The organism is Streptomyces sp. JLYT201 (assembly GCF_059448825.1).
In genome coordinates this window covers 2,845,954-2,869,702 of record NZ_CM182551.1, presented here as the reverse complement: position 1 = coordinate 2,869,702, position 23,749 = coordinate 2,845,954, and the positions used below count along the sequence as shown (strand labels likewise).

Here is a 23,749-nt window from a genome sequence, read left to right as displayed (position 1 = left end):
TCCGATGCCCCGCCGCTGACGCTCTCAAGACCCGCGGCTACCACACCACCGACCCCGTACCGCGCCGCCGTGAGAGGCTGGAGCACTTCGCTCTGGGCCCCTTCATGGCTGCCTGCGACATCCGTTCGGGGCCTGCCGGCAGCCCGCCTCGGACACGTACCGGGCCCCTGCACGACGGTCTGCGGACCTGGTCGGAGCACGGCGTGCAGATGTACGAGTCGGCCTTCCCCCTCGACCCGGAACGTCCCCTGCACGAGGTGCCCGAGCCGTGGACGTACCGCTACCGGCCGTCCGGTCCCGACCCGCGCGACGCCCAGGAGTACCGCCTCACCGTGTGGGGCCGCTGCCTGGTTTCCCCGGACGGTGCCTACCGCGAGCTTCGTCTGCCCGTGCACCGCCTGCGGGGCTTGCCGCCCGACGGCTTCACCGCGGCCGTCGCCCTGGTGCTGGCCGAGGGCGCCCCCGGACCATCGCCAGAGCACGTACGGATCGTGGAGTTCGCGCTCTTCGACGGAGGTACGCGGGAACTCTTCGCGGGAAGCCGGGAAGAGGCGCGCGCCCGGTACCGCGAACACGGCCCCGCCGCCTTGGCCGACGTACTGGACGGACGGGAATACCGCCCGGGGTCCGCCTGTGGAGGATGCCCCTACCTGTCGGTGTGCCCGGCCCTGCGCACAGCGCCCGGACTGCTGGGCATCGAGGCGCACGACCGGCCCCGCCGCACCTGGTCGGTCACCAACGGGCGGGCCTACCGAGCCTGCCCGGCGCGTGACCATATGCGTCGGCTGCACCTGCCCACGGCGGACTCCGTCGAACGCGAGGTGACGGCCGAGCGCGGCCGGGCGCTGCACGCCTACCTCGCCGAACGGCACGCCCACGGATCGCCTCGGCCCTGCACGGTCGAGGTCCCCGAGGAGTGGGTACCGGAGGGATTCGACCTGCCCGCACACGAACGCGCACTCGGCGCCCTGCTGTTGCGGCGGCACGCCGCGGTCTGTCCGCTGCGGTACGTCGGGGACGGTACGGATGTGCGGACCGAGCCCCGGGTGGTGCGGCACGACACAGCCGCCGACGTGGTGGTCATGGCCGCACCCGACCTGCTCTACCGGGATGCCGGGTCATGGGTGTGGCGCGAGACCAAGACCTCCGTCACCGATCGGCGGTCCGACCGCCCCCTGCTGGAGCGTTATCCGCAATTGGCCCTGGCCGTCGTGCTGATCGCCCGCGGTGACCTGGGCGGTGATCCGTTCCGCGCGCGGGTCGAGTTGGAGGTGTTGCGCCCCGGCGGCGCCGACCTGGAGATCATCGATCCCTTCGCCCCGGCCAATCGGGTCACCGCCGAGAAGGTACTGCGGGCGATGGTGGCCGACTGGCACGGGGACGACCAGTACGCGGCCCAGCCCGGACGCTCCTGCGAGCGGTGCGAAGTGGTCCGCTGGTGCACGGCGTCGTCCGTCAGCGAGACCGCGGCATGAGGGCGGGGTCGGCCGACCGGGCCGATCGGCCGGACGCCGGCGAAGCGCCCGAGGGCGTGGGCAGCGACCTCTTCGGCGAACTCGCCCGCATGGTGGCGGCTCTCTCCGAGGTCCAAGGGCTCCGCTCCTTCACCCTGCCCTATCCCGGCCTCGCCCAGCGGGCGCTGGATCACACGGTGATGCGCTGCCTCGAAGCGGGGGAGTCGCCGCCGAGGAGTCTTCCGGAGCTGTGGGAGTGGTGCCGGACCAGGCCGTCCGACGACCCACTCTTCGCGGTCCCCTCCTCCCTGGTCTCGCCGGGCACCACGCTGGTGCACCGGGTCGGCCGGATGCCGACCCGGTCGTGTCTCGAGGTGGCCTCGCACGGACCGGGTGGAGGCGTGGCGGCACACGCCCGCGCCCTCCTCGGGGACCTGCACGCGCGGAGTGGAACGGAAGAGCGCTACCGGCAGTGCCGGGCGTTCCTGGCGCGTCACCCGGTCGTCCACCAGCAGGACCGCTTTGCGCCGGGTTGGAACAGGGCGGTCTGGAGCCGGATCAAGAACCTCTACGGTCCGTTGCCCGAGTTCCTGCTCGTCGACGGAGACTTCCTGTACTGCCCCTCGTGCAGGCTCCCCGCGCTGCCCCGGGACGGTGCCGTGCCCGTACCCGGACCGTCCGGCACCGGCGCGGAAGTCTGGTGTGAGGGGGAGGACTGTCCGCGCGACGCCCCTCCGCGGCTCATCCGTGAGCCGGACCAGGCGTGGATCCTGCAGCGCTCGCTGCGGTGGTACCTCGTACTGCCGCACCGCACCGACGAAGCCGCACGGGAGACACTGGAGCGCGCCGAAGTCGGGTACGAGACCCTGCCCGGTCTTCTGCCCGCCTACCGGCTCTGGGACACCGGCCCCCGCAGCGTGGACATCCAGGTGTACGACCGCCTGCAGCCGACGCTCCTCGCAGCCCATCTCACCGACAACACACTCCTCGCGGACCGCACCCTCGTCGTGGTCCCCGACGCGCTCGCCGGACGGGACGGCTACCGGCAGGCCTTCACCGACGCCCTTCCCGCGCTCCTGCGGGACCGGCTGGTGCTCACCACCCCCATGGACCTCGTGCCCGACCTGGGACAGGCCCGGCGAGAGGAGAAGGACGATGCGTAGCCTCACCCCGCCCTTGACCGACGTGTTCAACGTGCTCAAAGCATTTCTGGGGTCCTCCGTGCCCCAGCCCGCGCTGGAAGCCCTCTGCCAGGTCGAACTCGGCCTGTACCTCCAGCAGAAGATGATGCCGGGCAGTCCCGCGGGCAGCGCCTGGGTGCTGTTCAGCGGGTACGGATTCGCCGAGGCGCACCGGGCACCGCTGCCATCCGACGCGGCGAAGACCCTGCGTATCGCCCGGTACTCGCTGTGGACGCTGCGCCGGAGCCGTACCTGGCTCGATGCGCTGGACACCTACCAGAGGTTCGACCCCAGGGTGCGCGCCTACGACGTACCGGACGCCGATACACCCGCTGCCCGCCGCGACCTCTCCGTCGCCGGCGACCGCTTCTCCGTCTACGAACAACTGCTGCGTGCCGCACCGCCGCTGGCGGGCAAGCGGCTGCCGGTCGCGGGTAAGGGCCCGCACGCCTTCCCCGTCAGTCGCACTATGGCCGTCGTCGACCTGCAGCCGGTCCCCCGCACCCCCCTCGTCGCCCACGACATGGACCTGGAACCGGCCGGCGGCGGCGAGCCCTTGATCTTCACCAGGGAGGACCTGGAGCGCACGGCAGCGGAGATGGACGCCCAACACGCTCGCTCCGGCAAGGGCCGGGCACCACGGTGGCTGGAGCGGTTACGGTCGTTCGACCTGTCCACCAAGGAGAACGGAACCTTCCACAAGGCCAGGAAGGACGAGGACTTCGCCTTCACGGTGGACGGCATCCAGCACCTGCTCGGCATCGTCGGCGCCGGCAAGAGCACACTGCGCGACATCATCGCCGTCCATCTCGCCAACCTGGGCAAGCGCACCACCGTCGTCGTCACCGATGTCGCGGAGGTGCTGAAGCTCGTCCAGCTCTACGACCTCTACACCGACGGCGCCGCCGCACCCGTGCTCGGCTCTTCCGGCCGTGAGCGGCACGCCCAGCGGCTGCACCGCCGGCTGGCGGGCCGGGGCGAGCACCGACTGCTCGCCCACGACGACCCCGCCTTCGCCTACCTCGGCACGTCCTGCCTGCTCAACGTCAGACGGCAGGGCGCCACATCGACGACCGAACCACTCGCCTACGGCGAGGCACCCTGCTCCCGGCTCCGACCCCCGTCGGCCCTGCGCCGTGACCCGAGCGACGGACGGCACTCCGAGTGGCAGAAGAGGGCGACGAGCTGCCCGTACTGGTCCGCCTGCCCCCGTCACCACGGAGCCCGCACGCTGGTCGACGCCTCGATCTGGGTGGCCACCCCGGCCGGGCTTATCGACGCCTCGCCGCCCCGCCCTCAGAACGGCGAACGCATCCGCTTCCTCGAACTCGCCTGCCGCCGTAGTGACCTCGTGATCATCGACGAGGCCGACCGTGTCCAGATGCAGCTCGACCGGACTTTCGCACCCGCCGTGGTCCTCGCCAGTGACGAAGACAAGGGCCTCATCGACCAGCTGAGCCGGCACAAGATCCGGGAACTCGCGGCCGGCGGACGCACCCAGCTCTCCGAACGGGAGGTCGAGACCTTCGCCGCCGCCCTCAACACCGCAGGCGCGGCCACCGACCGGCTGTACGCGATGCTCGTCGCCGGGTACGAGCTGCGCAAGTGGGTGCGGACGGGCTACTTCAGCGCCTGGACGCTCCAGCTGGGGCTGCTCGACGAACGCTACGAACTCCCCGACGACAGCGGTCGGGACCACCCTCATCACGCCCCCCGCGAGGCTCTCGGGAAACTGCTCGACGCGTTCCGGGACAACCCCTTCGGTGACCGTCACCGCAGGACGAAGGAGGACTTCAGCCGCCTGACCGCCCTCCTCAACGAACTGCTCCACACCGGCAACCCGGAGAACACCCGGCGCCGCCTCACCGAGGTCATGGACGAGGTCTTCGCCATCGACCCGAAGTACATGGCTGCCCGTCAGCGGAAGTACCAAGAGGCGTACGACAAGTGGCGGCGCGAGGAGGAGGAACAGGAGAAGAAGCGCGGACGCCGCAGGAAGCCCAAGCCTCCGCCCCAGACTCCCGAGGAATGGCGGAAGCAACTCGCGGAGCGCTTCGAGTTCACACTGTTGCTCAGCGCCCTGGAACCACGGCTCGCCATGATCAACGCCATGTGGCCCCGCGTCGAGGCCGCCCTCAGCCTGGGCTTCAACACGATGTACCGCCGACCGATCGACTACGGCCCGATGGTGCCCGAGGCCCCGATGGGCAATGTGCTCGGCTTCCAGTTCCGGGTCCCGGGTGAGGACAAGGGCGGAGTCCGCAGCGGCGAACTGACCTTCTTCCGGTGCAGCGGTGTCGGACGTGAGCTGCTGCGCGCCATCCCCGATCTCACCTCCGTCGACGGCAGGCCCGGTGCCCACTTGCTACTCATGTCGGGCAGCAGCTGGGCGGGCGCGTCCAGCCGCTACCACGTCTCCATCCCGGTCGGTGTGGTCATCGAACCGCCGGTCGAGGTGACCGAACGCATCGCCAACGAGAGCTCCATGCGCTTCGAGTTCATCGACGACGGCGACGAGAAACTGCGCATGTCGGGAACCCACCCGGACGACCGCCCGGAGAAGCTGCGCCGCATCGCGTGCCATCTAGGTGAGGGCGGAGACGAGTACGAGGTCACTGAAGGTGGTCCGCTCCAGCAGGAGTTGCTCTCCCTTCCTCCAGGACGCGACCAGATCCTTCTGCTGGTCGGCAGCTATGCCGAGGCACGTGTGGTGGCCGACACACTGCACAACCTCAACGTCCGCTGGCGCAACAAGGTGCTGTGCCTAGTGTCGGACGACGAGGAGATCACCGCGGAGGACGAGGCGTCGTCCGCCTACCACGCCCGATCACTGCGCCGGGGCGACGTCGAGCACCTGAAGGACCTCAAGGCGGACATCCTGGTGGCGCCCCTGCTCGCACTGGAACGCGGCCACAACATCCTCAACGAGGGCGACGAGGCGGCCATCGGCACGGTCTACTTCCTGGCACGACCTCATCCGCACCCAGAGGACCTCCACCTGGCCGTCAACGCCGTCAACGACTGGGTCGTCCGCGCCCTCACCGGTGGTGACTTCGCCACCCTGGTGCAGGGAAAACCCACCGTCGAGGAAGGAGCGGAGGAGTTCCGCCGCCTCGCCCGTTCGTACTGGTATCAGGTACTCGCCCGTTCGATGGCGTGGAGCCGTCTCGACGACGACGTACGGGAGCAGGTCACCTGGGACATGCTGGTCCTGTTGTGGCAGGTGATCGGGCGACTGGTACGCGGTGGCGTACCGGCCCGGGTGGTCTTCGTCGACGCAGCCTTCTCCCCCAACCGCGCCGCCGTACCGGCGCGACCCGACACCCCTGAATCCAGTCTGCTGCACAGCGTCCTCGCCGTCCTGGACCCGTATTTCGACGGCGGCACGACGACCGCGGAGGAGCAGTTCATCGTCCGCGCCCTGTACGCGCCACTGCGCAGCATGCTCACCCGCCTGCTCGCCGCCGTACCCGCCCACCCGTAAAGCACCGAACCCCTGTCCCAGGAGGTAACTCCGTGTACCACCACATTCGCGTCGCGGCCTACGAACCCGACCCGCTCCACGGACCCTGGCGGGAGGAGATGAAAGTGCTGCGGCTCGGCGAGGACCTGCACGCCGAGCTCACCGGGATGCATGCCGAGGCGGGCAAGAACTCCATCTACCCCCACCGGCTCCCCGTGCGCAGGCTCAACTCCCTGCTCCAGGCGATGGCGCCAGGAGTCATCGCGACCGGCCGCAACGCCGGGACGGACGGCCGTCTGCCGTGGCTCTACGCGCGGGAAGCCGTCCCGCCGGACGTGCTGGCCCCGGTGGTTGCAGCTTGGGCGGCGGGCATGCACCGGGAGGACGACGACTCGGAGGGCGCCGATCTCGAAGAGAGGCTCCGCTCCGGTGACCCGGCCGAGACGGTACGACTGCCCCACTGGGAGACGGAACCGGTCGACCTCGCCGAGAGCGTGCTCTCGGCGGGCGGAACCGCCGAACCCGCCGCGCGGCTCTACAGCCTGCTGCCCGAGTGGATCGCCTTCCGGCTGGCCGCCCGGACGTTCCGCACGGGCGGCACCACACTCCACTTCCGCGTCGAGAGCTCGGGTGACGGCGCGCGACTCGTCTCCTGGCCGCCTCAGCGATACGAGCGCCGTCGGCAGACCTGGTATTACTCGGCCTGTCTCACCATCACCGTCCACACCGTGCCGTTCGCCCCGCGGTTTCGCGTCCACGTGTCCACCCAGGTACGCCGGTGGGCCACCCGACTGGACGTACGCCCCCACCAGCTCGGCGGTACGACCGTCCTGCTCGACGCTCCACTGCCATGGCCGGGAGGGCCGGACCGGGGCCACCGGCTGATGGTGAACACACTGGGCTACGACCGGCGGTCGAAGGAACTGGCCTGGCGCCGGCACAGCCCCGCACCGCTCGTGCCCGAGCTGGACATCGTGCGCAACTATCCCCGGCCCGAAGCGCTCTTCTCCGACCCCGAACGCTGGATCAACGGTTCCGGGGACGTGGCCGCCGGCATCGTCTACCACCCGTCGATCGGCCCGCACGAGGTCGGACCCGGGCTGATGCCACGGGAGCGGGCGGACCTGGACGCTTGGGTCGAGGAAGGGCTGCGCCCCCTGCTGACCCGGGTCCCCGACCTCACGCGCGTCTCCCGGAGCAACACACCCTCCCTGCTGCCCCGTTCCGGCGCCGGACGCGTCCCGGGCGTCCGCGACGCCCAGCTGGCTCTGCAACGGCGGGCGGCGCTGACACGCGCACTGAACGGCCGCCCCCTGGAGATCGACGTCTTCTGGCAGTCCTCGGAAACCCGTGCGGCGCTGCTCGCCGAGCTGCCCAAGCTCATTGGTCTTCCCGCCGGGCAGCAAGTGCCGTCGGCCGACGGGGAGACCTGGCAGTGGCAGTGCGAGGGGGTCAACATCCGCGTCCGGGCCCGGCCCGCGGGACCCTTGACCGACGCCCTACCGACCACCCGAACCCGCGGGCGCATCAGGTCCGTCCGGCTGGCCGAGGCCATCGAAGGGCGCTGCGGGCTCGTGGCGGACCGGGCGGACCCGCTCCTCGGCGGGGCCGGAGTCGTGATCACGGAGATCGCCGGCAAGGAGCGCTTCGCCGCCGTCCCGGACTCCGACCCCAAACACGCGCTGCGCATCGCCTGGGCACGGCAGGGACGGCTGACCCAGTTCGTGAACTCGCCCGACGACACCGACAGCGCTCTGGAACACCGGGCCAGGTGGACCTGGCTGGACGCCTTCCGGCAGCTTGGCGCGATCAGCCCGCCCGCCCATCGGGTGGGAACCGGCATTCCGGGCGACCTTCAGTACGCGGCGCTCTGGCTCGTACGCCACACCAGGAAGGGGCCCACGCGATGCCCCGTCCACCGGCTGGTGGCGGTGCGGGTGCGCCCCGGGGACGGACCGGGCGTCATCGAGGGGTGGGACGCGGAACGAGCCGAATGGGTGCCGTATCCGAAACTGTTGCTGCTGCTCTCCCAGGCACAGGAACCGGCGGCGAGCGGCGGGAAGGAGACCGGCACGGGGAACCTCGTCGATGACTCGGCAGCCCCGGGAGGACCCCGGCCCGCTGCCCGCCCCGGCGTGGAGCAGGACAGGCAGCGGGAGACCGAGCGGCAGATCCGGGCACTGCTCTTCCAGCTCCGCGACCGCCCGACGCTGCTGCTGGCGGACGCCGGTAATCTGCGCCAGTGCTGGCCCGGCCTGCGCAACGGTGCACTGGACCGCGACACGCTCGGCTTCGGGGCCGAACCCGCCCAGCGGCACACGCTCTACGGCCGCGACCTGCGGGTGCTGCTCGTACGGGACGCCAACGCCCGTGGTGAAGTGGCGGAGTGGTACGCCCACGACACCGAGGACGGGGTCGGCTTCGCCGAGGGTGTGTGGGGGACGGCGGATACGGAGGGCCGTGTCTTCGCGAGTACGGCCTCGAAGCCGCACACGGTGGCGAAACTGCCAAAGGGACTCATGAAGCTGGTGCCCACGGCACAGGGCCGGACAGCGCCCGGGAAGACCGCGTGGAACCCCGGGCAACTGGAGATCACCGTGCTCGGCTGTCTGTCGGAGAAGGCGCTGACGGACTCGGGGCGTGCGGGTGACCCGCCCGACCGGCCGGCGGAGTGGGCCACGCTCACGCACCAGCTGCGTTACCACGACGACTACCCGCCGCTCGCCCGGCCTCTCCCGCTGCACTGGGCACGTCTGGCCGGTGAGTACGTGCTTCCGGTGGCTGGAACGAAGTCAGCGGGGAGTACGTCATCCGCTTCCTGAGCGAGGTGCCGCCTGAATGGGGCGTCCCAAACGATCGACGCTGATGAGGATCAATGTTTCCCTCGTGTGAGCGCCGAACCCTGAACCTGACCACGGGGACGGCGTCTGGTGCACTCCTTGCTGGGATCACTGGGCGTCCGCCGTGACGCTCGTTTGACGCTCTTCGCACCTGGTGGCCCCAAGACGGAGACGCGGGACGGACCTGACCGACGGTTTTCTCTGAGTTCACCCGGTGACATGCTTCCGATGACGCATCATGTGGAGTGCGTGGCGGTTCTGGATCCTGCCTCTGAGGGATCCTGACCTTCGGTTCCATCCGTGCGCATCATATGCAGTGTGGGCGTTACCTCGACGCTGGAATGAAGCCCGTGACGTTCGTTTGGCCCTCGGCCTGATGGGACACCCCGTGGGGCGGGTCGGGCCCTGACCGCGTGGAAGGCGGCATGCCGTTCGTGCTCGGCCCAGGCTTCGGCAGCCGCTGCCAGCATGGCGCCGAGTTTCCGCCGTGGTGAGCCTGATGACTTGTGCAGCCTGCGTACGCGCAGGAGTTGGGCGACGGGGGGCTGATCGGGTGATGGCGGACGGCGGCTCTTGGGCGTAGCGGCTCGGCTTGCGGCGGCGCAGCAAGCAGAGTGCTCCGGTCTCGTCACAGATCACGGTGACGATGTCCGCGTTGAGAAGGTCTTCGGGGCGCCTGCCACGGGATCACCCGGGGCTCTCTCACTCCACGTCGTCCGTCCCCCAGTCCCTGATGAGCGCCTGAGCCACGTCCATGAGCTGTCGATGGGCCAGTGGCTGGAGATGGGAGAGGAGGTTGCGGGCGTCGCGGAGGACGCCCAGGCGGCGCTGCTGTTCGGAGGTGAGGGTGAGGAGACGGGAGGCGCGGTGGAGGTCAGCCACCTCCAGCTCGACTAGCGGGACGGCGGGGAGCTGCTTCTTGACCTGGTACTGGGAGCGAGCCTGCTCGCGGAAATGGTCGAGGCTGACCTCCCGGCGCAAGAGGCCGGGCACCAGATCGATGAAGGCGATGCGAGCGTCGTTCAGCAAGGGCAGCAGGACACGGTTCTGGGCATGGCAGACGAGGGTGCGCAGCTCCGTGGCATCGGGGTCAAGGAGGTGGTGACCGAGGATTGGACGGACGTGGCCGTCCCAGCTGTCGACGGCGCCGGTCGACCAGGCCTCGCGTAGTTCTGCGGAGGGGGCGGAGGCGTGGGCGGTGGACATGCGGCGGGGCCAGGTCCGGTCCACTGCTGCCGCCTTGCCGGGGAGGACGTCGGCCAGGGCACGGCGCAGGGAGTCCAGGTCGCCGCCCTTCCAGGCTTCCCGCAGGGCGAGTGCGCTGTCGATGTCGGGGCCGCAGACCTCGGCGACGACGGCGTCGGTCACCCGGTGGAGCAGTGCTTCGGCGGCTCCCGCGTTCGGACGGGGCCGCCAGGCGAGCAGGACCTCACTGTCGAGGCGGGTCCACACGCGCCACCACCAGTGCAGGATGACGTGGTCGTGGCGAGGGCCGACGCCGAAGGCACTGCTGGGCAGGTCGCGCAGGCGGGCGGCGATGAGGAAGCGGGGGCGGTGGCCCGCATCGTGGACTTCGTCTCGGAAAGTGGCATGGGCGGTGCGGAGCAGCCGGCCCGTCTCTTCGGGTGAGTCCTCGTCCCATCCGCGCACCACGATCAGCGGCGGCGCGCTGGGTAGGGCGTCGTCCTCCGGAGCGTCCTCGCGGGGAACGCCGTGCCGGAGCCGGTCCGCCCGCCTGATCAGCTCGCTCAACGGGTCGCCGGTGACGCCGAGTTCCTTGGCCAAGCGCTCGCCGAGCGGCACCGAGGTGAGCGCTGCGACACCTGGGGCCGCGCCCCGGCGGCTGGAGGGCGACAGCGGGCTGGCTGGGGTGGCGACCAGGGAACCCAGTATCGCTCCGTAGGGGTCTTCGGCATCAAAGCCGTCGTCATCGCGCCAGGCCATGACGTGGTTGCTCGCCCCGGCGGGCGCGGTTTCCGGGCTGGGCGCGGGGGTGCGCTGGAGTGGGACGGCCAGGGCGCTTCCGCGCCCGCCAGGGCGGTCGGCGAGCAATGTGATCGTGCCCGGCACCGGTATGGGTTCCTCGAACCGGTTGTACAGCTCCCTCAGGAACAGTTCCGCCCGGCCGGAGTCGACCATCGAGTCCGGGAAGTACCAGACGCAGCTGCGGCCGGATCGCAGGTCCCTTTCCACACGGTCCAGGTGGCGGCGCGGGCCGGGAAGACGCACCAGGTCGCGCTCGGAAGCCGGCGGAGCGCAGACCGTGGCCCCGCTCTCCTGCGCTTGTGCCCCCGGCAGACCGTGCGCCCTGCCCGGCTCGATTCCACCCCACCGACCGGTCGTCACAGATCGCCGCCGATCGCCTTGATGGACCGGAAGGTGACTGGGTCCAGGGTCTCGCCCTTGTCGGTGACGTCGAGGACGCCGAGGAGGTCGAGGTGGGCCAGCAGTCGCTCCGCGGCGGGCAGCGCGGCCTCGGTGTCGCTCTCGTCGTACAGATGCGCCTCGTGGAAGGCGGCCTGAAGGTCGCCCGCGCCGGCGACGGCAACACCGGCGCGGTGCTCCTCCTCGGTGTAGAACTGCGCCCAGGCGGCGAGTCTGCTGACGTCGCCGGAGCTCAGGCCCGCCAGTTCCAAGTGGGCCTTGGCACGCTCCGGTACGGCCATTTCTGCGCGCAGCTCGTCGAAGACCTCCTGCTGGCGCATGCCGGAGCGGACCTTGTGCATGGCCAGTTCCACCAGCATCGGCCAGCCGCCGGTCACCTCGATCAGGCCGCGCCGCTCACGCGGGGAGCCGAAGGGCGACTCGGACCAGGCACGCACGCTGTCCACCGTCCACCGCTCGGGGCGCACCAGCCCGGCGGCCGACACCACGCCCTTGGCAGGGTCCGGGTCGCACAGGACGACGGCGTAACGGCGGGGCACGGACGACGAACTGTCGGAGCGAGGCTGGGTGATCCGGGTGTGGTCGAGGAGCCGGTCTGTGGCCTCCTGCAGCCGGGCCGTGTCCTGACCTCTGAGGTCGACGAAAAGTAGCCGGGAGCCGCTCTTGCGGCGGGAGTTGGCCGTGATGAACTCGGTCAGGTCATCGTCCGGACCGACGCGTACGACGGTCAGGCCGTGGCCGTCGATGTGGAGCTGGATGCCGCGTTCTACCAGGTCGGCGCTGAGCGCCGGGGTGCAGGGCACCAGCGTGGTGCGGGTCGGGTGGGTGAGGATGTCGCTCAACTGCCCGTCGGTCAGCGGGCTCATCCGCTGCACCCGCGTCCGCCGGTCCGTACCGAGGGAGCGGCGGGCGACACTCGGGTTGTAGTCGTAGGGAAGGTCGAACTGGGTGTCGCGCAGCTCGTTCTCCAACTCGGCCTGGGTGCCGAGCATGTTCACCACGTTGGGGCTCCGCATGGCGTAGACACGCTCATCCCCGGGAAGCCGGATCAACAGACCCAGGTTGACCATCTCCTCAAGGTAGATGGTCAGCTGCCGCTCGGAGTTGAGTGGAAAGCCGTCCGGCCAGCGCTCGTGGGCACGCTCGAGGAGTTCGGCGGGACGATACCCGTGCCCGTGGCCCTGTTCCAAGCTGCGCAGGGCAATGAGCAGGGCGAGGACGCGGTAGCGGTCCTCCAGGTTGATGGTGTAGCGAAGGCGCTCTGCGATCAGCCCGCGGACCTCGTCCATGCCGGCCACTTGCTGGACGTCCTCCCAGGTGATGGGAGCGTGCCGGCCGTCGGCGGGCATGCAGCGCTGCTGCATGTAGGCGACCAGGCGGTCGCAGAAGATCTGCAGCAGATTGGCCTGGTAGTTGGTCAGGCCGAGGATGTGCCAGACGAGGTCGCGAGTCTCAAAGGTGAGGCCCACCGCCGCCATGGGCTCCTCCACCAGCTCCACCGCGTCCTGCGGGTTCAGCGGGCCGACGGGCACGTCGCGGCCGCCGTGCGCGGTGACCACGTTGATCAGCCGGTTGAAGCGCTGGACCTGGTGGAGACCGGCGAACACCACCTTGAAGTTGCGCCCGGTGTCCTCCATCAGCCGCTGCAGCCGTTTCACTGTGGGGAACGTCGACTGGCCGCCGCCGGTGTAGACGGCCTGCGCGTCCGCCGTGAGAAAGGCGTCGGCTTCGTCGGCGAGCAGCAGCAGACGGCGCTCGGGCCGCTCCTCGATCCACTGCTGGACCTCATTCGCGATCACGTTGCCCGGTGCGCGGTCGGCGACGCTCTCACTGATCACGCCGCGCCTCTTCAACTCGGCCAGCAGCATCCGCCAGATACCCTCCGGTGGCTCCGCGTGCCCGATATCAGCCTTCATCAGGTCTACGTACACGGCGACCCGGTTCTCTTGGTCGTCCTTCTGGAACACCTCCACGGCCTGCCTGAGCAGGGACGACTTGCCGAGCTGGCGCCCCCCGAAGAGGAAGATCGGCCCCTGCGGGTCGAGGACGGCGCGCATCTCGTCGGTGCGTCCCTTGAACACCTCCGGCGGCACCAGACCCGCGACATGCGGGGTGTACGGGGTGTAGCCCGTCCACGGCAGGGTGACTCGCTGGACGGCGCGGAAGGAGCGTGGCGCGTGCGCGGCGATCCAGCCGACCACGGCCGGATCGACGACCAGCGCTTGGTGGCTCCGGCCTCGGGACTCCTGTGCGAGGCTGCGACGGCCTTCGACGCCCAGCGGCTGCGTGTACAGAATGATGTTGGCTTCGATCGCCGATGCCGGCAAATGACGCAGCGGGCCCTCACCCCGCAACTCGTCGGTGATGACCACGACTTTGTACATGCGACTGGCGTACGAACCGAGGGCGGCGACGTAACCGGGCGTGCTCTCCGTGATGTCCGCTCGCACGCTCAGCCGGGTGACGCCCCACCTGGCCTCTTCCACATTGGGCTGGGTGGCGTTCAGACCGAGCAGCCGCAGCACGCTGACCACCGCCTTGCCGACCTTCCGGGCGTCCCTCAACTGCCCCAGCCGGTCCCAGGCGCCGAGACCGGAGACGGCATTCTGCACCAGTGCCTCGCCCGAAGAGTAGTGATCCGCCCACCAACGGGCACTGCCGCCGGACGAGTCGGGCCTGGGCGCGTCCGGGTGGGCCACACCCGCCAGGAAGCGGGAGAGGACTTCTCCAGCCGGCTCGGCCGGCTCCGGCAAGGGCTGCCCCCGACGGGCGAACGTCAGGAGTTCCTCCGCCGCCACCGTCTCACCGCGGTCCAGGAGATCGAGGATCCGGCTCGCGTCCTGCTCCGTCAGCCGCACCTGCCCGAGCTGGCGGCGCAGGTCGTCGCTGCTCTCCTGCTCCAACAGTCGCAGGTCCTCGGCGACCTGCTCGACGGCGCGCAGGCGCTCTCCGAAGCCTCCTCCGCCGTGCCCCTCGCTCTCCAAGTCCAGCAGACGGCCGGTGAACTCGCGCTCCACCTCGTGAGTCACGAGGTTCTGCGCACGGACGCGGGCCAGCGCCAGTTGGGCGCTGCGGTGCTCTTTGACGAACCGGTCCTTCCACTGGCCGGCCGCGTCGGAGAGCGCCTGCCGCTGCTCGGCGAGCTGGACTGCCGTGAGCTCGACGCCGGGCACCTCTCTTTGGGAGATCCGGTTCAGCAGACGTTCGGCGAGGTGCAGGTCACCGTGGGTGCAGAGCCAGTCGAGGGCGCGAACCGGGTCGTGCGGGCCCAGCACGTCCGCCAGCACGGAGGAGGCCTCCGGGGCGGCGACGTCGGGCAAGCACCTGTCGTTCTCCGAGCGCCAGGACAGGCCCGGCAGCATCAGCAGCGCGTCCGCCGGTGGCGGGAACCGGATGTCCTCGTCTCTGGATTCAGGCGTGTAGGAGCGATCGAGCCACCGCACCAGCAGGTCGAACAGCGCGCCGCCTACACCCAGGGGGCGCCCCGTCCCCCTGGCGGCCTCGAGCGCTGCCAGCAGCTCGGGACCGAGGGCGCCGCTGCCCGAAGCCGTCGGCGCTTCGGCGGCGCGCAGGGCCGCCTTCAGTAGGTCCTGAACACTCTTGATGTGCGTGCGGAGCTGAAGCCGGGCGCCGGAGTGGATGTCGTTCTTCGCCTGCTTGGTGGTGCGCTTGACCCGGTCGGTGTCGTCGATCAGTCGGTCTGCGGCATCGATGCGTCGGAAGTGCTCCTCCATCAGCCCGGACAGCTTCTCTGCGCCGGACTCGCCCCCCTTGCTCGCCCACTCCTCAATGGCGTGCAGAGTCGTGCCGAGTACTCCTTCGGGTCCGGCCAGTGTCTGTAGGACGACCGTGGCCCGCTGGTAACGGATCTTTCGCTTAGGTAGGTCGACCGCGAGCTGACGGGCCTGGTCGGCGATCTTCTCGAACCGGTTGACCTCTGCGGCGGCGACGCCCGCGCGCAGACCGCCCGGAGTGATCTCCACGCCCTTGCGGACAGCGAGCATCAAGCCGTCGAGAGCCCTTGCCCAGGGGTCCGGAAGACCGGGGACCGACGCATGGTCGCCGGTGAGGGCGCTGCTCGCCCAGCGGGCAGAGATACCGCTACGGACGGCTGCCGTCAGGATCATGAACTGGGCGTCGCGGTCGTCCTCCAGGGGGTGGCGCCGCGTGACAGTGTCCAGGTATTCCTCGGCCTCCACCTGCAGGTCGGAGGCTGAGGCGGGTGAATCGTGGAACGCGGCGTCAGCGAAGGCAAGGGCGAGCGTGCGGTGTTCCGACACACCGAGCGCACAGCTCAGCCAGTACGCTTCGGCGAGTCGGCCATCGGTGACCAGGGCTTCCACGGTGGCTTCGGCTCCGGCCCAGCCATCCGCCGAGGCGGGAAGTGCTGCGTTGGGGCCGGGTGCGGGGTGGGACGGCGCAGGGAGGCGGGGCTCAGCGGCCTCACGCGGGCTCCCACTGCCCCCGGCCGTGTCGTCATGGTGTTCGCCGCAGCTGGGGGAGACGGCCTCCCAGCGGACTTGGGCGGCGTCGGTGTCCTGGGCCGCCGCCTCGGATTGGCCGACGGCTTCGGCCCCAGGGCCGGGGAGGACGACCGCCGTCGCCCCTGCCGGGACCGGTTCCGGGGTGTGCCCACTGCTGAGCGAGCCCCAGATCCCCCCGTGCTGAGGCGCAGGCGTACCGCTTTGTCCATGGACCCCGTCGTCAGCGCCGCGCGGGGTGGTTTCGCTTGCCAGGCCGACGATTTCGTCCTGGTGAGCCGGGCCGGAGTCGGTCTCGTCACTCCCTTCGTCCAGAGGGGCATGGTCCGTACCGGTGCTCGTCGCGGAGTCGCTCACCGCCTCGGGCGCCTTCGTGTCGGCCACCGGTCCACCGCGGAGCTCGCGGAGCTTCCGCTCGAACTGTTCTACCTGCTCGACGAGGGTCTGCCGCATCAGATCACTCACGGCCTGCTCGAGCAGGCCCACCGCCTCGTCGCGCGCCTGCACGACCTCGGCGATCTCCTCGGCGATCTGCTCCCGTTCTCGTTCTTCCTCGCGAAGCCGCTCGGTCAGCGTCGTGGCCTCGACCCAGCCGACGTCCGGCCCCCAGGGCTCGGAGGGTTCCGAGGCGTCGGCCGCCGCGGGTATCGCCTCCGCGAAAGCCTCGGCGAGGGTCTGCCGTTCCCGCACCCAGGAGGTCACGGCGCTCAGTAAGGCCTCGTGTTCGGCAGGCTGCCGCCCGTCCTTGATCGCAGCGGCTAACGCCTCCAGCCGGTTCACGAGGTCAGAGGCTCCTTCGCGAAGCCCGGTGGTGCGCAGCGACAGGTCACCGGAGGTCGGCGCAATTGGCGCCTGAGCCTTCGCCGTTGAGCCGCCGTCCTCGTGGGCCGCTGCTCTGCCCTCGGTCTCAGCACCCTGCATTGCCGGGGTGCACGAGGTGCGCTCCCAGATGTCGGCCGCTGCGGGTTCACCCTTGACGGCCACCGCCCTCCGGATTTCCTCGCCGTGGCTCTCCGTGAACCGGTGAGTCGGCAAGTGCTTCGCGAACGTCAGTCCGTACGAAACCAGTTGAGCGAGTTCGGGCGGCAGCATCTCGAGCATCCGGACGAGCTGATCCAGGTCCGGATCCTTGAGGAATTCCCCCTGGCCCAGCTCCACGAGCTGGGAGCAGCCGACGCGCAGGCCGCAATAGCCCAGGACGTGCAAGGTTTCCTCCGGAGCCCGGCTGCTCCAGAGCCGCGCGCCCGACGGCCGTCGACGAGCGGCGGGAGCGGGTGCACCGGGGTAGTTCAGAAGTGCCGGACTATGGTTCTTCTCGACGTGGCGCATCATCCGTAACACCAACTGCGGTCTCCCCAGCAGCCACTGCCGAAACTCAGAAACGGAATGCATCGCCCAGCCCCTCTGCGTCCCCGGTCCCCAGCCCATGGCCAGCAGGCCGACAGCCCTATGGCCCCCCACGGGCCACTCCAGTCAGCCCTCGTCCCGGTGAGTGTGATGGGCAGCAGTCTTACCAGAGAACGTCGGCAAACGAGCGCTCGTCAGCACAGAACGTGTACTTCTGAAGTCGCCAGGCCCTTCGCAGGCCACGTGTGCCGAACCGTTGAAGGTGTCCCGTTGGCTGACAGGCAGTCCAACGGTGCGGAGCTCGGGAGCGAGGCTCCGGGGAAGCACAGGTAGGGATGCTTGATCAGGTTGTCAGGCGCTGGTGACGGAGAGCATCCGCTCGGCGGACGACCTCCTGTGCCAGCGCGGAGAACTCCTGCTGGCAGGTCTGGACGTACTTCTGGGTGCCGCCCAGCGCGCCCTCGGACGCGCGGAGATCGAACATCGGCTTGCGGGCGTCGTGGGCGAGCGGCATCAGACTGCGGTAGTTGCGCAGGGTGGTGATCTCGTAGGAGTGGTCGCCCTCGGGCCAGTCGTCCTTTCCGAGGACCGCTGTCCCGTAGACCCAGGGAATGCGAGTGAGCCACCGCTGGTAGGCGCGGACAGGACGGTCCAGCCGCATCTCCGGCTGCATGATCACGTAGCCCAGCGGGGCCATGGCGGCACTGGGGGCGGGGATCTTCAAGGAGATCTTGGGCCGCACCAGTTCCTGCCATGTCTTGCGCCATTCCCGAAGGGTGGGGCCGAGGTTGAGGAGGCCCTTGAGGGAGAAGAGGTCCGCTGCCAATGGGGTGAGCACGGCGTCCGCGGCCAGCAGCGCGGCTCGGTTGATGGCGCCGAGGTTCGGGCCGACATCGATGAGGACGATGTCCGCACTGACCGTGCGGGCGGCCGAGTCGATGATGCGATGGAACGCGGTGGTTGTGCGGATGGCCGCGGGATCGCCGCCGTATCCCGACAGCCAGGCGCTGGACAGCCGGTCCTCGAAGCCACTGAGTTCCAGGTTGCCGGGAAGCAGCCAGAGACCGTCGGTCACGGTCACCGGAGAGATGGGGTCTATGTCTCCGGTGCCTTCGAGAATGGGACGCACCGCGTCAGCGAGGGTGCGCTGGTCTTGCGCTCGCGTGAAGAGCTTGCGTTGTACGGGGTGGCCGTTCTGCGCGAACAGCTCGGAGTCGTTGCCCCAGAGCACCTCCAGCTCCTGCTCGTCCAGGATCGCGGCGGTGAGGTTGGACTGCGGGTCGAGGTCCACAGCGAGCACACGGGAGCCCTCGCGCTGGAGCATGTGCGCCAAGTGGTACGCGAGAGTGGTCTTTCCCACGCCTCCCTTGTTGTTGAACAGGGCGATCGAGATCACTTCGTGCTCCTCTGCGTGGTGGACCGGGGTGAGTCGTCGACGCGGTGCTCCGCGGGCAGGCTCCTGATGCGCTCCCATGCTGTGCGAATCCGGGCGATACTGCTGCCGAAACTGGTCACTGGGCTGAGCATTGGCATAACCGCGGCCGGAATCATATGCGAGACGGTCGAGACGCGTGCGTGCCGTTCCGTCCGGATCTGTGCTCAGCTCTGCCGTCTCGGCTGCGTGCGAGCTGATGGCATGCGGGAGCCAATGCTGCTGCACCCTCGGGCTGTTGCGAATCCGGGGGTGACTGGCGCGTTGTCTTCCAGGCAGCCAAGGACGGTGATTTCGTACCAGGGGCGGGTTCCAAGCGTTGGCGCCTGCCTGCGAAGTGAGGGTGCCCATTGCGTTGGCCCGGGCGGCGAGGTGGTTGAGGGCGAGGGATGAAGCGTGAGCGCCGGAGGGCAGGGGCGCTGTAGGTGCGCCTGTGCCGTGCTCTGGCGGTTCTGTCGTGATCTCACCCTCGGCAGTCGGCCGACTGCCCGTGCGGATTCCGGACTCGGCCAGCCCTCACCATGCGCGGCCTCTCGTCCGCCGTGGCGGCGGACACGGACCAGGCGGAGCCTGTCATCGAGACGGCCGGTCGGGGCGTGCCCGTCTTGATCAGGTCCGGTTCAACCCGGCTGTCCTGTAACCAGGGCCAGTGCAGGCTGTGGTTCTGGAAACGGTGTCGGCGTCTCACGTGAGGGCGCACCACTGGGTAAGATGACCGCACCCGGTGGACGCCCCGTAGGGGGGCGTGAGTCCACCGCAACTCGTAGGGAGTGTGGGATGGCGTTGAGCCGTATCGCCACGCAGTTCGCGGCGGAGATCAAGCAGCACGACTGGTCGGACGCCCCGTATCGGGCGGACAAGGCCGGACACAACCGGCAGATGGACGGGCGCCAAGCGACGTCCATGCAGCTGGACCAGAAGCAGACCGAGATGGTCACCATGAATGCGGCTTGGGTAGTGGCCCAGGTCTTGGCTTACAACGACCCGAACTTCAACGAGCACGAGTTCTTCGAGGCGTGCGGGCTGAACGCGCGTACCAAGGACGGCCGGCTGAGCGGTGGCGTCACGTACGGGCTGCGGTTCGAGTCAATCGGGAGCGGCGAGCGGCGCTTCCAGGTTCCTGGCACGTACCGGTTCGACACGGAGCCAGAGGAGGCGCCGACCGGCGAGGCCGCCACCGCCGTCCGGCTCCTGTCGGTGACGCTCAACCGGGATTCTCAGGGCATGGTGGGAACCGGAGAGAAGGGTTTCACGCCCACTCTCGCCGACTTCCAGGCCGTTGCCCGGCGTTACCGGGATGATCCGTGCCCTCGACCACTGACGGCCAACAAGGCCCGCTACTTCGTCGAGGTCGACGGGATCAAGTTCGACGCCTACGACTTCGGGCATCGGCTTGCCGAGCGGGCTTTCGGCAAGACGGGCTTGAGGATCGAGGCACCGATCGCCGTCATGAAGGCCGCCGACCGGCTGGGACTGCCCGTCTGGACGTACCAGGGCGGGCACTACACCCGCGGGCTGCCGCTCTCCCCACGATAAGGGTCCCTCTTGGGTGGGGTGGGGCCCGAAAGCTCAGCGGCGCGTGTTCAAGCCCCTGGCCCGGCGTGAGTCCGCAGATGCGCCAGTACCGCCAACACCCGCCGGTTGCCCTCCGTCGGGTCCAAGTCCAGCTTCGTGAAGATGTTGCTGGAGTGTTTGACGACCGAGGCCTCGGTGACCGTGAGGCGGGTGGCGATGGTGTGGTTGTTGAGGCCCTGGGCCATCAGGGAGAGGACTTCTCGTTCGCGGGGGGTGAGGCGGGTCAGGGGTTCGGTGCGGCGGGAGAGGAGGACGCGGACGACCTCGGGGTCGATGACCGTTTCGCCCGCGGCGACCCGGCGCAGGGTGGTGAGGAAGTCCGCCACCTCGCCCACCCGGTCCTTGAGCAGGTAGCCGAGGCCCGTCAGGCCCGCGCCGTCGCCGGTCAGGAGCTGGGTGGCGTAGGCCGTGGCGACGTACTGGGAGAGGACCAGGACGGGGAGTCGTCCGTGGCGGGCGCGGAGGTCGAGGGCCGCTTTGAGGCCCTCGTCGCGGAAGTCGGGGGGCATGCGGACGTCGGTGATGACGACGTCCGGGCGCTCGGTCTCGACCGCGCGGGTCAGGGACGGGGCGTCGCCCACCGCCGCGACCACCTCGTGGCCGCCGCGCGTGAGCAGTTCCACGAGTCCGGCGCGCAGCAGTACGGCGTCCTCGGCGAGGACTACGCGGAGCACGGTACCTCCACTGTCAGTCGGGTCGGTCCGCCGGCGGGGCTGGACACCGTGAGGCGTCCGCGCAGGATCGCCAGGCGGTCGGCCAGGCCCGTCAGGCCCGTGCCGCCGGCGGGGTCCGCGCCGCCGCGGCCGTCGTCGGTGATCGTCAGCGTGAGGCGTTCCTTGCGCAGGCCGCCCCGCACCTGTACTTCCGTGGCTCCGCTGTGCTTCGCCGCGTTCGTGAGGGCTTCCGTGACGGTGAAGTACGCCGTCGTCTCCACGGCCTCGGGCAGGCGGTGCGGCAGGTCGATGTCGACGCGCACGGGGATCGGGTGCCGCAGCGCGACCTCGGTGACCGCCGCGGCCAGGCCGTGGTCCGTGAGCACCTGCGGGTGGATGCCCCGTACCAGGTCACGCAGTTGGTCCAGGGCGCGGCGCGCCTCGCCCCTGCCGCGCGCGAGGAGGGCGGCCGCCTCCGGGTTGGCGTCGCCCAGCTCCATCTCGGCGAGGCCGAGCGTCATGGTGAGGGCGACGAGCTGCTGTTGCGCGCCGTCGTGCAGGTCCCGTTCGATGCGGCGGCGCTCCGCTTCGAAGGCGTCCACCAGGCGTGCCCGGGAGCGGGTGAGTTCGACGACGTGCCGGGTGAGTGGTTCCTCGCGAGGGGCCAGGAGGAAGTGCGCCGTGCGTACCTGGACGCCCGCGAGGAGCCCCGCCGCGTACGCGGTCAGGGCCAGGAACAGGAGTCCCGCGGCGGTGAACGGCAGGCCCGCCAGCGGGTGCGGGACCGCCTGCCCCGGGATGATCATCACCGTGTCCGGTGCCAGCGCCCAGACGATGACCGGGCACGTGACCAGTACGAGCGCGAAGAGCAGCAGCAGGGCCACGCCGAGGCCCGCGGTCGAGAAGACCAGGGCCAACAGCCATACGTAGCCGAGCTCCCGCCACGTCGCCCGCTCCCCGCACCGCGTCCGCAGGCGCGCGCGGAGCCCGGCGCCCTTGAGGGGGCGGTGCGGGTCGCGCAGCGGCGTCGGTTCGACCAGCCCGAGGCGGCGGCGCTCGAGGCGTCCCAGGGGGACGCCGGACAGCGCGGCCGCCGTCAGGAGGGCCAGGCCGATCCCCACGGCGGACGTCAGCAGCCCTCCGGCTACGAGCGCCACCATGACGACCAGCACCGCGAGCCCCAGCGGCACGCCCCCGCACACGTACGCCCAGCACCGCAGCGGCCAGGAGGAGAGGAGGAAGCGGTGGGGCGGTCGGTGGCGCATCACCGTCCATACGGTGACCGGTGCCGGTGCGAGTGAGGCTGCGGCTGCGGGTGTCGGTGCGGACTCCTCCGCTGCCCGGTCGTCCTGCGGGTGCCCCGGCATCGGTGCCCTCCCGCCGAATGTCGCCTTCCGCGATCACGCCTCGTGATCGTGAAAAGCCTAGTGGGGCGTCACGCGGCCCGGGGAGTGGGCCTTCCGGTGTGCTCAGGGGTGGGTTTTCCCTACCCCCACCCCCCTCACGCGCGGCGCGTGCCCGCGCCTGCCGCCCACCGCGAGCCGTGGCCACACCACAAGGAGCACCGGCAGCGCCAAGTAGCCGAACCGGCCCGCCGGTGCCAGCAGGAACGCCGTGCACAGGCCCGCCGCGAGGCGGTCGGCCGCGGCCACGACGGTGGCGGGCGGGCGCAGGACGAGCGTCGCCGCGACCGCGGCTCCGCCGCACAGGAGCAGGGCCACGGCCGCGTACCAGCCGAGCGGGCCGAGGTCGGCGAGCAGACGGCCGGGCAGGGGGCTCACCGCGGGGGTGGGGACGTCGCCGCGTCCGGCGGGGAAGGCGAGGACCTGGCGGACCAGGGGGCCGGGCGCGAGCAGCGCGCTCGGCAGGGTGACGGCCAGCGCCCCGGCGATCGCCGTGCCCGCGCAGCGCAGCGCCGCCCGGGTTCCCGTCACGTTGCCGAGCAGCGCCGCGGCGACCGCCACCGCGGGCCACGCCGTCCACTTGAGCGCGCACGCGGCGGCGAGGGCGAGGCCCGCCGCCCCCGGCCGGTCGCGCGCGGCGAGCACGAGCCCGAGGCAGCACAGGCCCGCGAGCGGCAGGTCCACGCCGCTCACGCACAGCGGCAGGGCGACGACGGGCGAGGCGAGGAGAGCAGTCAGGCCGGTGCGGTACGTGTCCGGCGACGCCGGGTGTCGCGGGCCCGTCCGCAGGCACGCCACCCCCGCTCGCAGGCACACCAGGAACACCCCCGCGCACCACAGCCGCGCGTCCCCGAGGACCCGCAGCGGCAGCGTGGCGTCGCCGCACAGGGCCCGGGGCAGCCCGAACAGCGCCATCCCGGGCAGGTAGGGGGTGTACTCGCCGACGGTCCGGGGGTCCGTCAGATACGGGCTCGCCTGGTGGACGAGGAGGACGCCCGAGCGCTCGATCACCCCGACCTCGCTCTGTCCGTGCCCGGTCAGCAGGAACAACGCCAGCGGTACGACGACGGCGCCCGCGCCCGCGGACCCCAGCGCGAGGGCGCGGGCCCGGGGCCGGGGCAGCCACCACGCGGCGAGCGCGGCACCGGCGTATCCGGCCGCCGCGGAGAATCCCCACGCGCGGTGCGTCGCCAGCGTGGAGAGGAGGGGGAACGCCAGGGCCCACGCGGCGGCGGCCAGCCAGCCCGCGACCCAGACGGCTCGGCGGGGCAGGGCGCTCGGCCGCGTACGCGTACGTGGCCTCTTGGCTCGCGGCGGGGGGGTCGGAGTCGTCGTCCTGTCGATCAGCACCTGCCCATTGCAGCCGCGCGGTGCGGGTGCGGTCATGACAGGCAGATCGACTCTTTGTGGTCGGGTTTTCCCGACCGTGTCCGCCGCGTCCGCCATGCCCGTCACATCTGCCGCGTCCGCCATGTCCGCCGCGTCCGCCATGCCCGCCATACCCGCTGTGTCCGCCGTGTCCACCGCGTTCACCA

At 70.5% G+C, this 23,749-nt stretch carries 11 protein-coding genes; 5 read left to right on the top strand and 6 right to left on the bottom strand.

All coding sequences use genetic code 11. The annotated features are described in order from the left end of the window. The first annotated feature begins 209 nt into the window (after positions 1-209). The 4 genes from AC5WAM_RS11260 to AC5WAM_RS11245 are packed head-to-tail and all read left to right on the top strand — an operon-like array spanning position 210 to position 8,920. Positions 210-1,475: a PD-(D/E)XK nuclease family protein gene (locus tag AC5WAM_RS11260; RefSeq protein WP_495523561.1), complete on the top strand. Its 1,266-nt coding sequence runs from the start codon at positions 210-212 to the stop codon at positions 1,473-1,475. Then, the gene (locus AC5WAM_RS11255) at positions 1,472-2,617 is read left to right on the top strand and encodes a pPIWI_RE_Y domain-containing protein (protein WP_495522516.1); all 1,146 of its coding nucleotides are present in this window, start codon (positions 1,472-1,474) and stop codon (positions 2,615-2,617) included. Before AC5WAM_RS11260 ends, AC5WAM_RS11255 begins: the two co-directional genes overlap by 4 nt. Continuing rightward, positions 2,610-6,119, top strand: a complete 3,510-nt coding sequence (locus AC5WAM_RS11250; protein WP_495522515.1) for a pPIWI_RE_Z domain-containing protein — start codon at positions 2,610-2,612, stop codon at positions 6,117-6,119. Before AC5WAM_RS11255 ends, AC5WAM_RS11250 begins: the two co-directional genes overlap by 8 nt. Before the next feature lie 32 nt (positions 6,120-6,151). Next, on the top strand, positions 6,152-8,920 hold the full coding sequence (locus AC5WAM_RS11245; protein ID WP_495522514.1) for a pPIWI_RE module domain-containing protein: 2,769 nt from the start codon (positions 6,152-6,154) through the stop codon (positions 8,918-8,920). Between the two features lie 720 nt (positions 8,921-9,640). Here the strand turns inward: AC5WAM_RS11245 and AC5WAM_RS11240 are convergent. The 3 genes from AC5WAM_RS11240 to AC5WAM_RS11230 all read right to left on the bottom strand — a co-directional run bounded on the left by AC5WAM_RS11240 (position 9,641) and on the right by AC5WAM_RS11230 (position 18,547). Then, entirely contained in the window at positions 9,641-11,131 is a 1,491-nt protein-coding gene (locus AC5WAM_RS11240; protein ID WP_495522513.1) for a hypothetical protein, read from the bottom strand. Positions 11,132-11,280: 149 nt separating this feature from the next. Then, on the bottom strand, positions 11,281-17,136 hold the full coding sequence (locus tag AC5WAM_RS11235; protein WP_495522512.1) for a hypothetical protein: 5,856 nt from the start codon (positions 17,134-17,136) through the stop codon (positions 11,281-11,283). A gap of 358 nt (positions 17,137-17,494) precedes the next feature. Then, positions 17,495-18,547: a ParA family protein gene (locus AC5WAM_RS11230; protein WP_495522511.1), complete on the bottom strand. Its 1,053-nt coding sequence runs from the start codon at positions 18,545-18,547 to the stop codon at positions 17,495-17,497. A gap of 813 nt (positions 18,548-19,360) precedes the next feature. Here AC5WAM_RS11230 and AC5WAM_RS11225 point away from each other — a divergent pair. Further along, the gene (locus tag AC5WAM_RS11225; RefSeq protein ID WP_495522510.1) at positions 19,361-20,119 is read left to right on the top strand and encodes a hypothetical protein; all 759 of its coding nucleotides are present in this window, start codon (positions 19,361-19,363) and stop codon (positions 20,117-20,119) included. 47 nt (positions 20,120-20,166) lie between these two features. On the opposite strand, the gene AC5WAM_RS11220 is transcribed toward AC5WAM_RS11225, so the two are convergent. The 3 genes from AC5WAM_RS11220 to AC5WAM_RS11210 form a co-directional block, all read right to left on the bottom strand. Then, the gene (locus tag AC5WAM_RS11220) at positions 20,167-20,832 is read right to left on the bottom strand and encodes a response regulator transcription factor (protein WP_495522509.1); all 666 of its coding nucleotides are present in this window, start codon (positions 20,830-20,832) and stop codon (positions 20,167-20,169) included. After that, positions 20,820-22,076 (bottom strand): sensor histidine kinase, encoded by a 1,257-nt coding sequence (locus AC5WAM_RS11215; RefSeq protein ID WP_495523560.1) that lies wholly within the window; start codon positions 22,074-22,076, stop codon positions 20,820-20,822. The genes AC5WAM_RS11220 and AC5WAM_RS11215 overlap by 13 nt, the downstream gene beginning before the upstream one ends. A 204-nt stretch (positions 22,077-22,280) precedes the next feature. Beyond that, positions 22,281-23,600: a glycosyltransferase 87 family protein gene (locus AC5WAM_RS11210; RefSeq protein WP_495522508.1), complete on the bottom strand. Its 1,320-nt coding sequence runs from the start codon at positions 23,598-23,600 to the stop codon at positions 22,281-22,283. Positions 23,601-23,749: the final 149 nt, after the last annotated feature.

What these genes read in the sequence shown, in the direction of transcription:
- AC5WAM_RS11260 (WP_495523561.1), top strand. Translation starts at nt 210, where the DNA reads ATGTACGAGTCGGCCTTCCCCCTCGACCCGGAACGTCCCCTGCACGAG.
- AC5WAM_RS11255 (WP_495522516.1), top strand. Translation starts at nt 1,472, where the DNA reads ATGAGGGCGGGGTCGGCCGACCGGGCCGATCGGCCGGACGCCGGCGAA.
- AC5WAM_RS11250 (WP_495522515.1), top strand. Translation starts at nt 2,610, where the DNA reads ATGCGTAGCCTCACCCCGCCCTTGACCGACGTGTTCAACGTGCTCAAA.
- AC5WAM_RS11235 (WP_495522512.1), bottom strand. Translation starts at nt 17,136, where the DNA reads ATGATGCGCCACGTCGAGAAGAACCATAGTCCGGCACTTCTGAACTAC.
- AC5WAM_RS11225 (WP_495522510.1), top strand. Translation starts at nt 19,361, where the DNA reads ATGGCGTTGAGCCGTATCGCCACGCAGTTCGCGGCGGAGATCAAGCAG.
- AC5WAM_RS11215 (WP_495523560.1), bottom strand. Translation starts at nt 22,076, where the DNA reads ATGCGCCACCGACCGCCCCACCGCTTCCTCCTCTCCTCCTGGCCGCTG.
- AC5WAM_RS11210 (WP_495522508.1), bottom strand. Translation starts at nt 23,600, where the DNA reads ATGACCGCACCCGCACCGCGCGGCTGCAATGGGCAGGTGCTGATCGAC.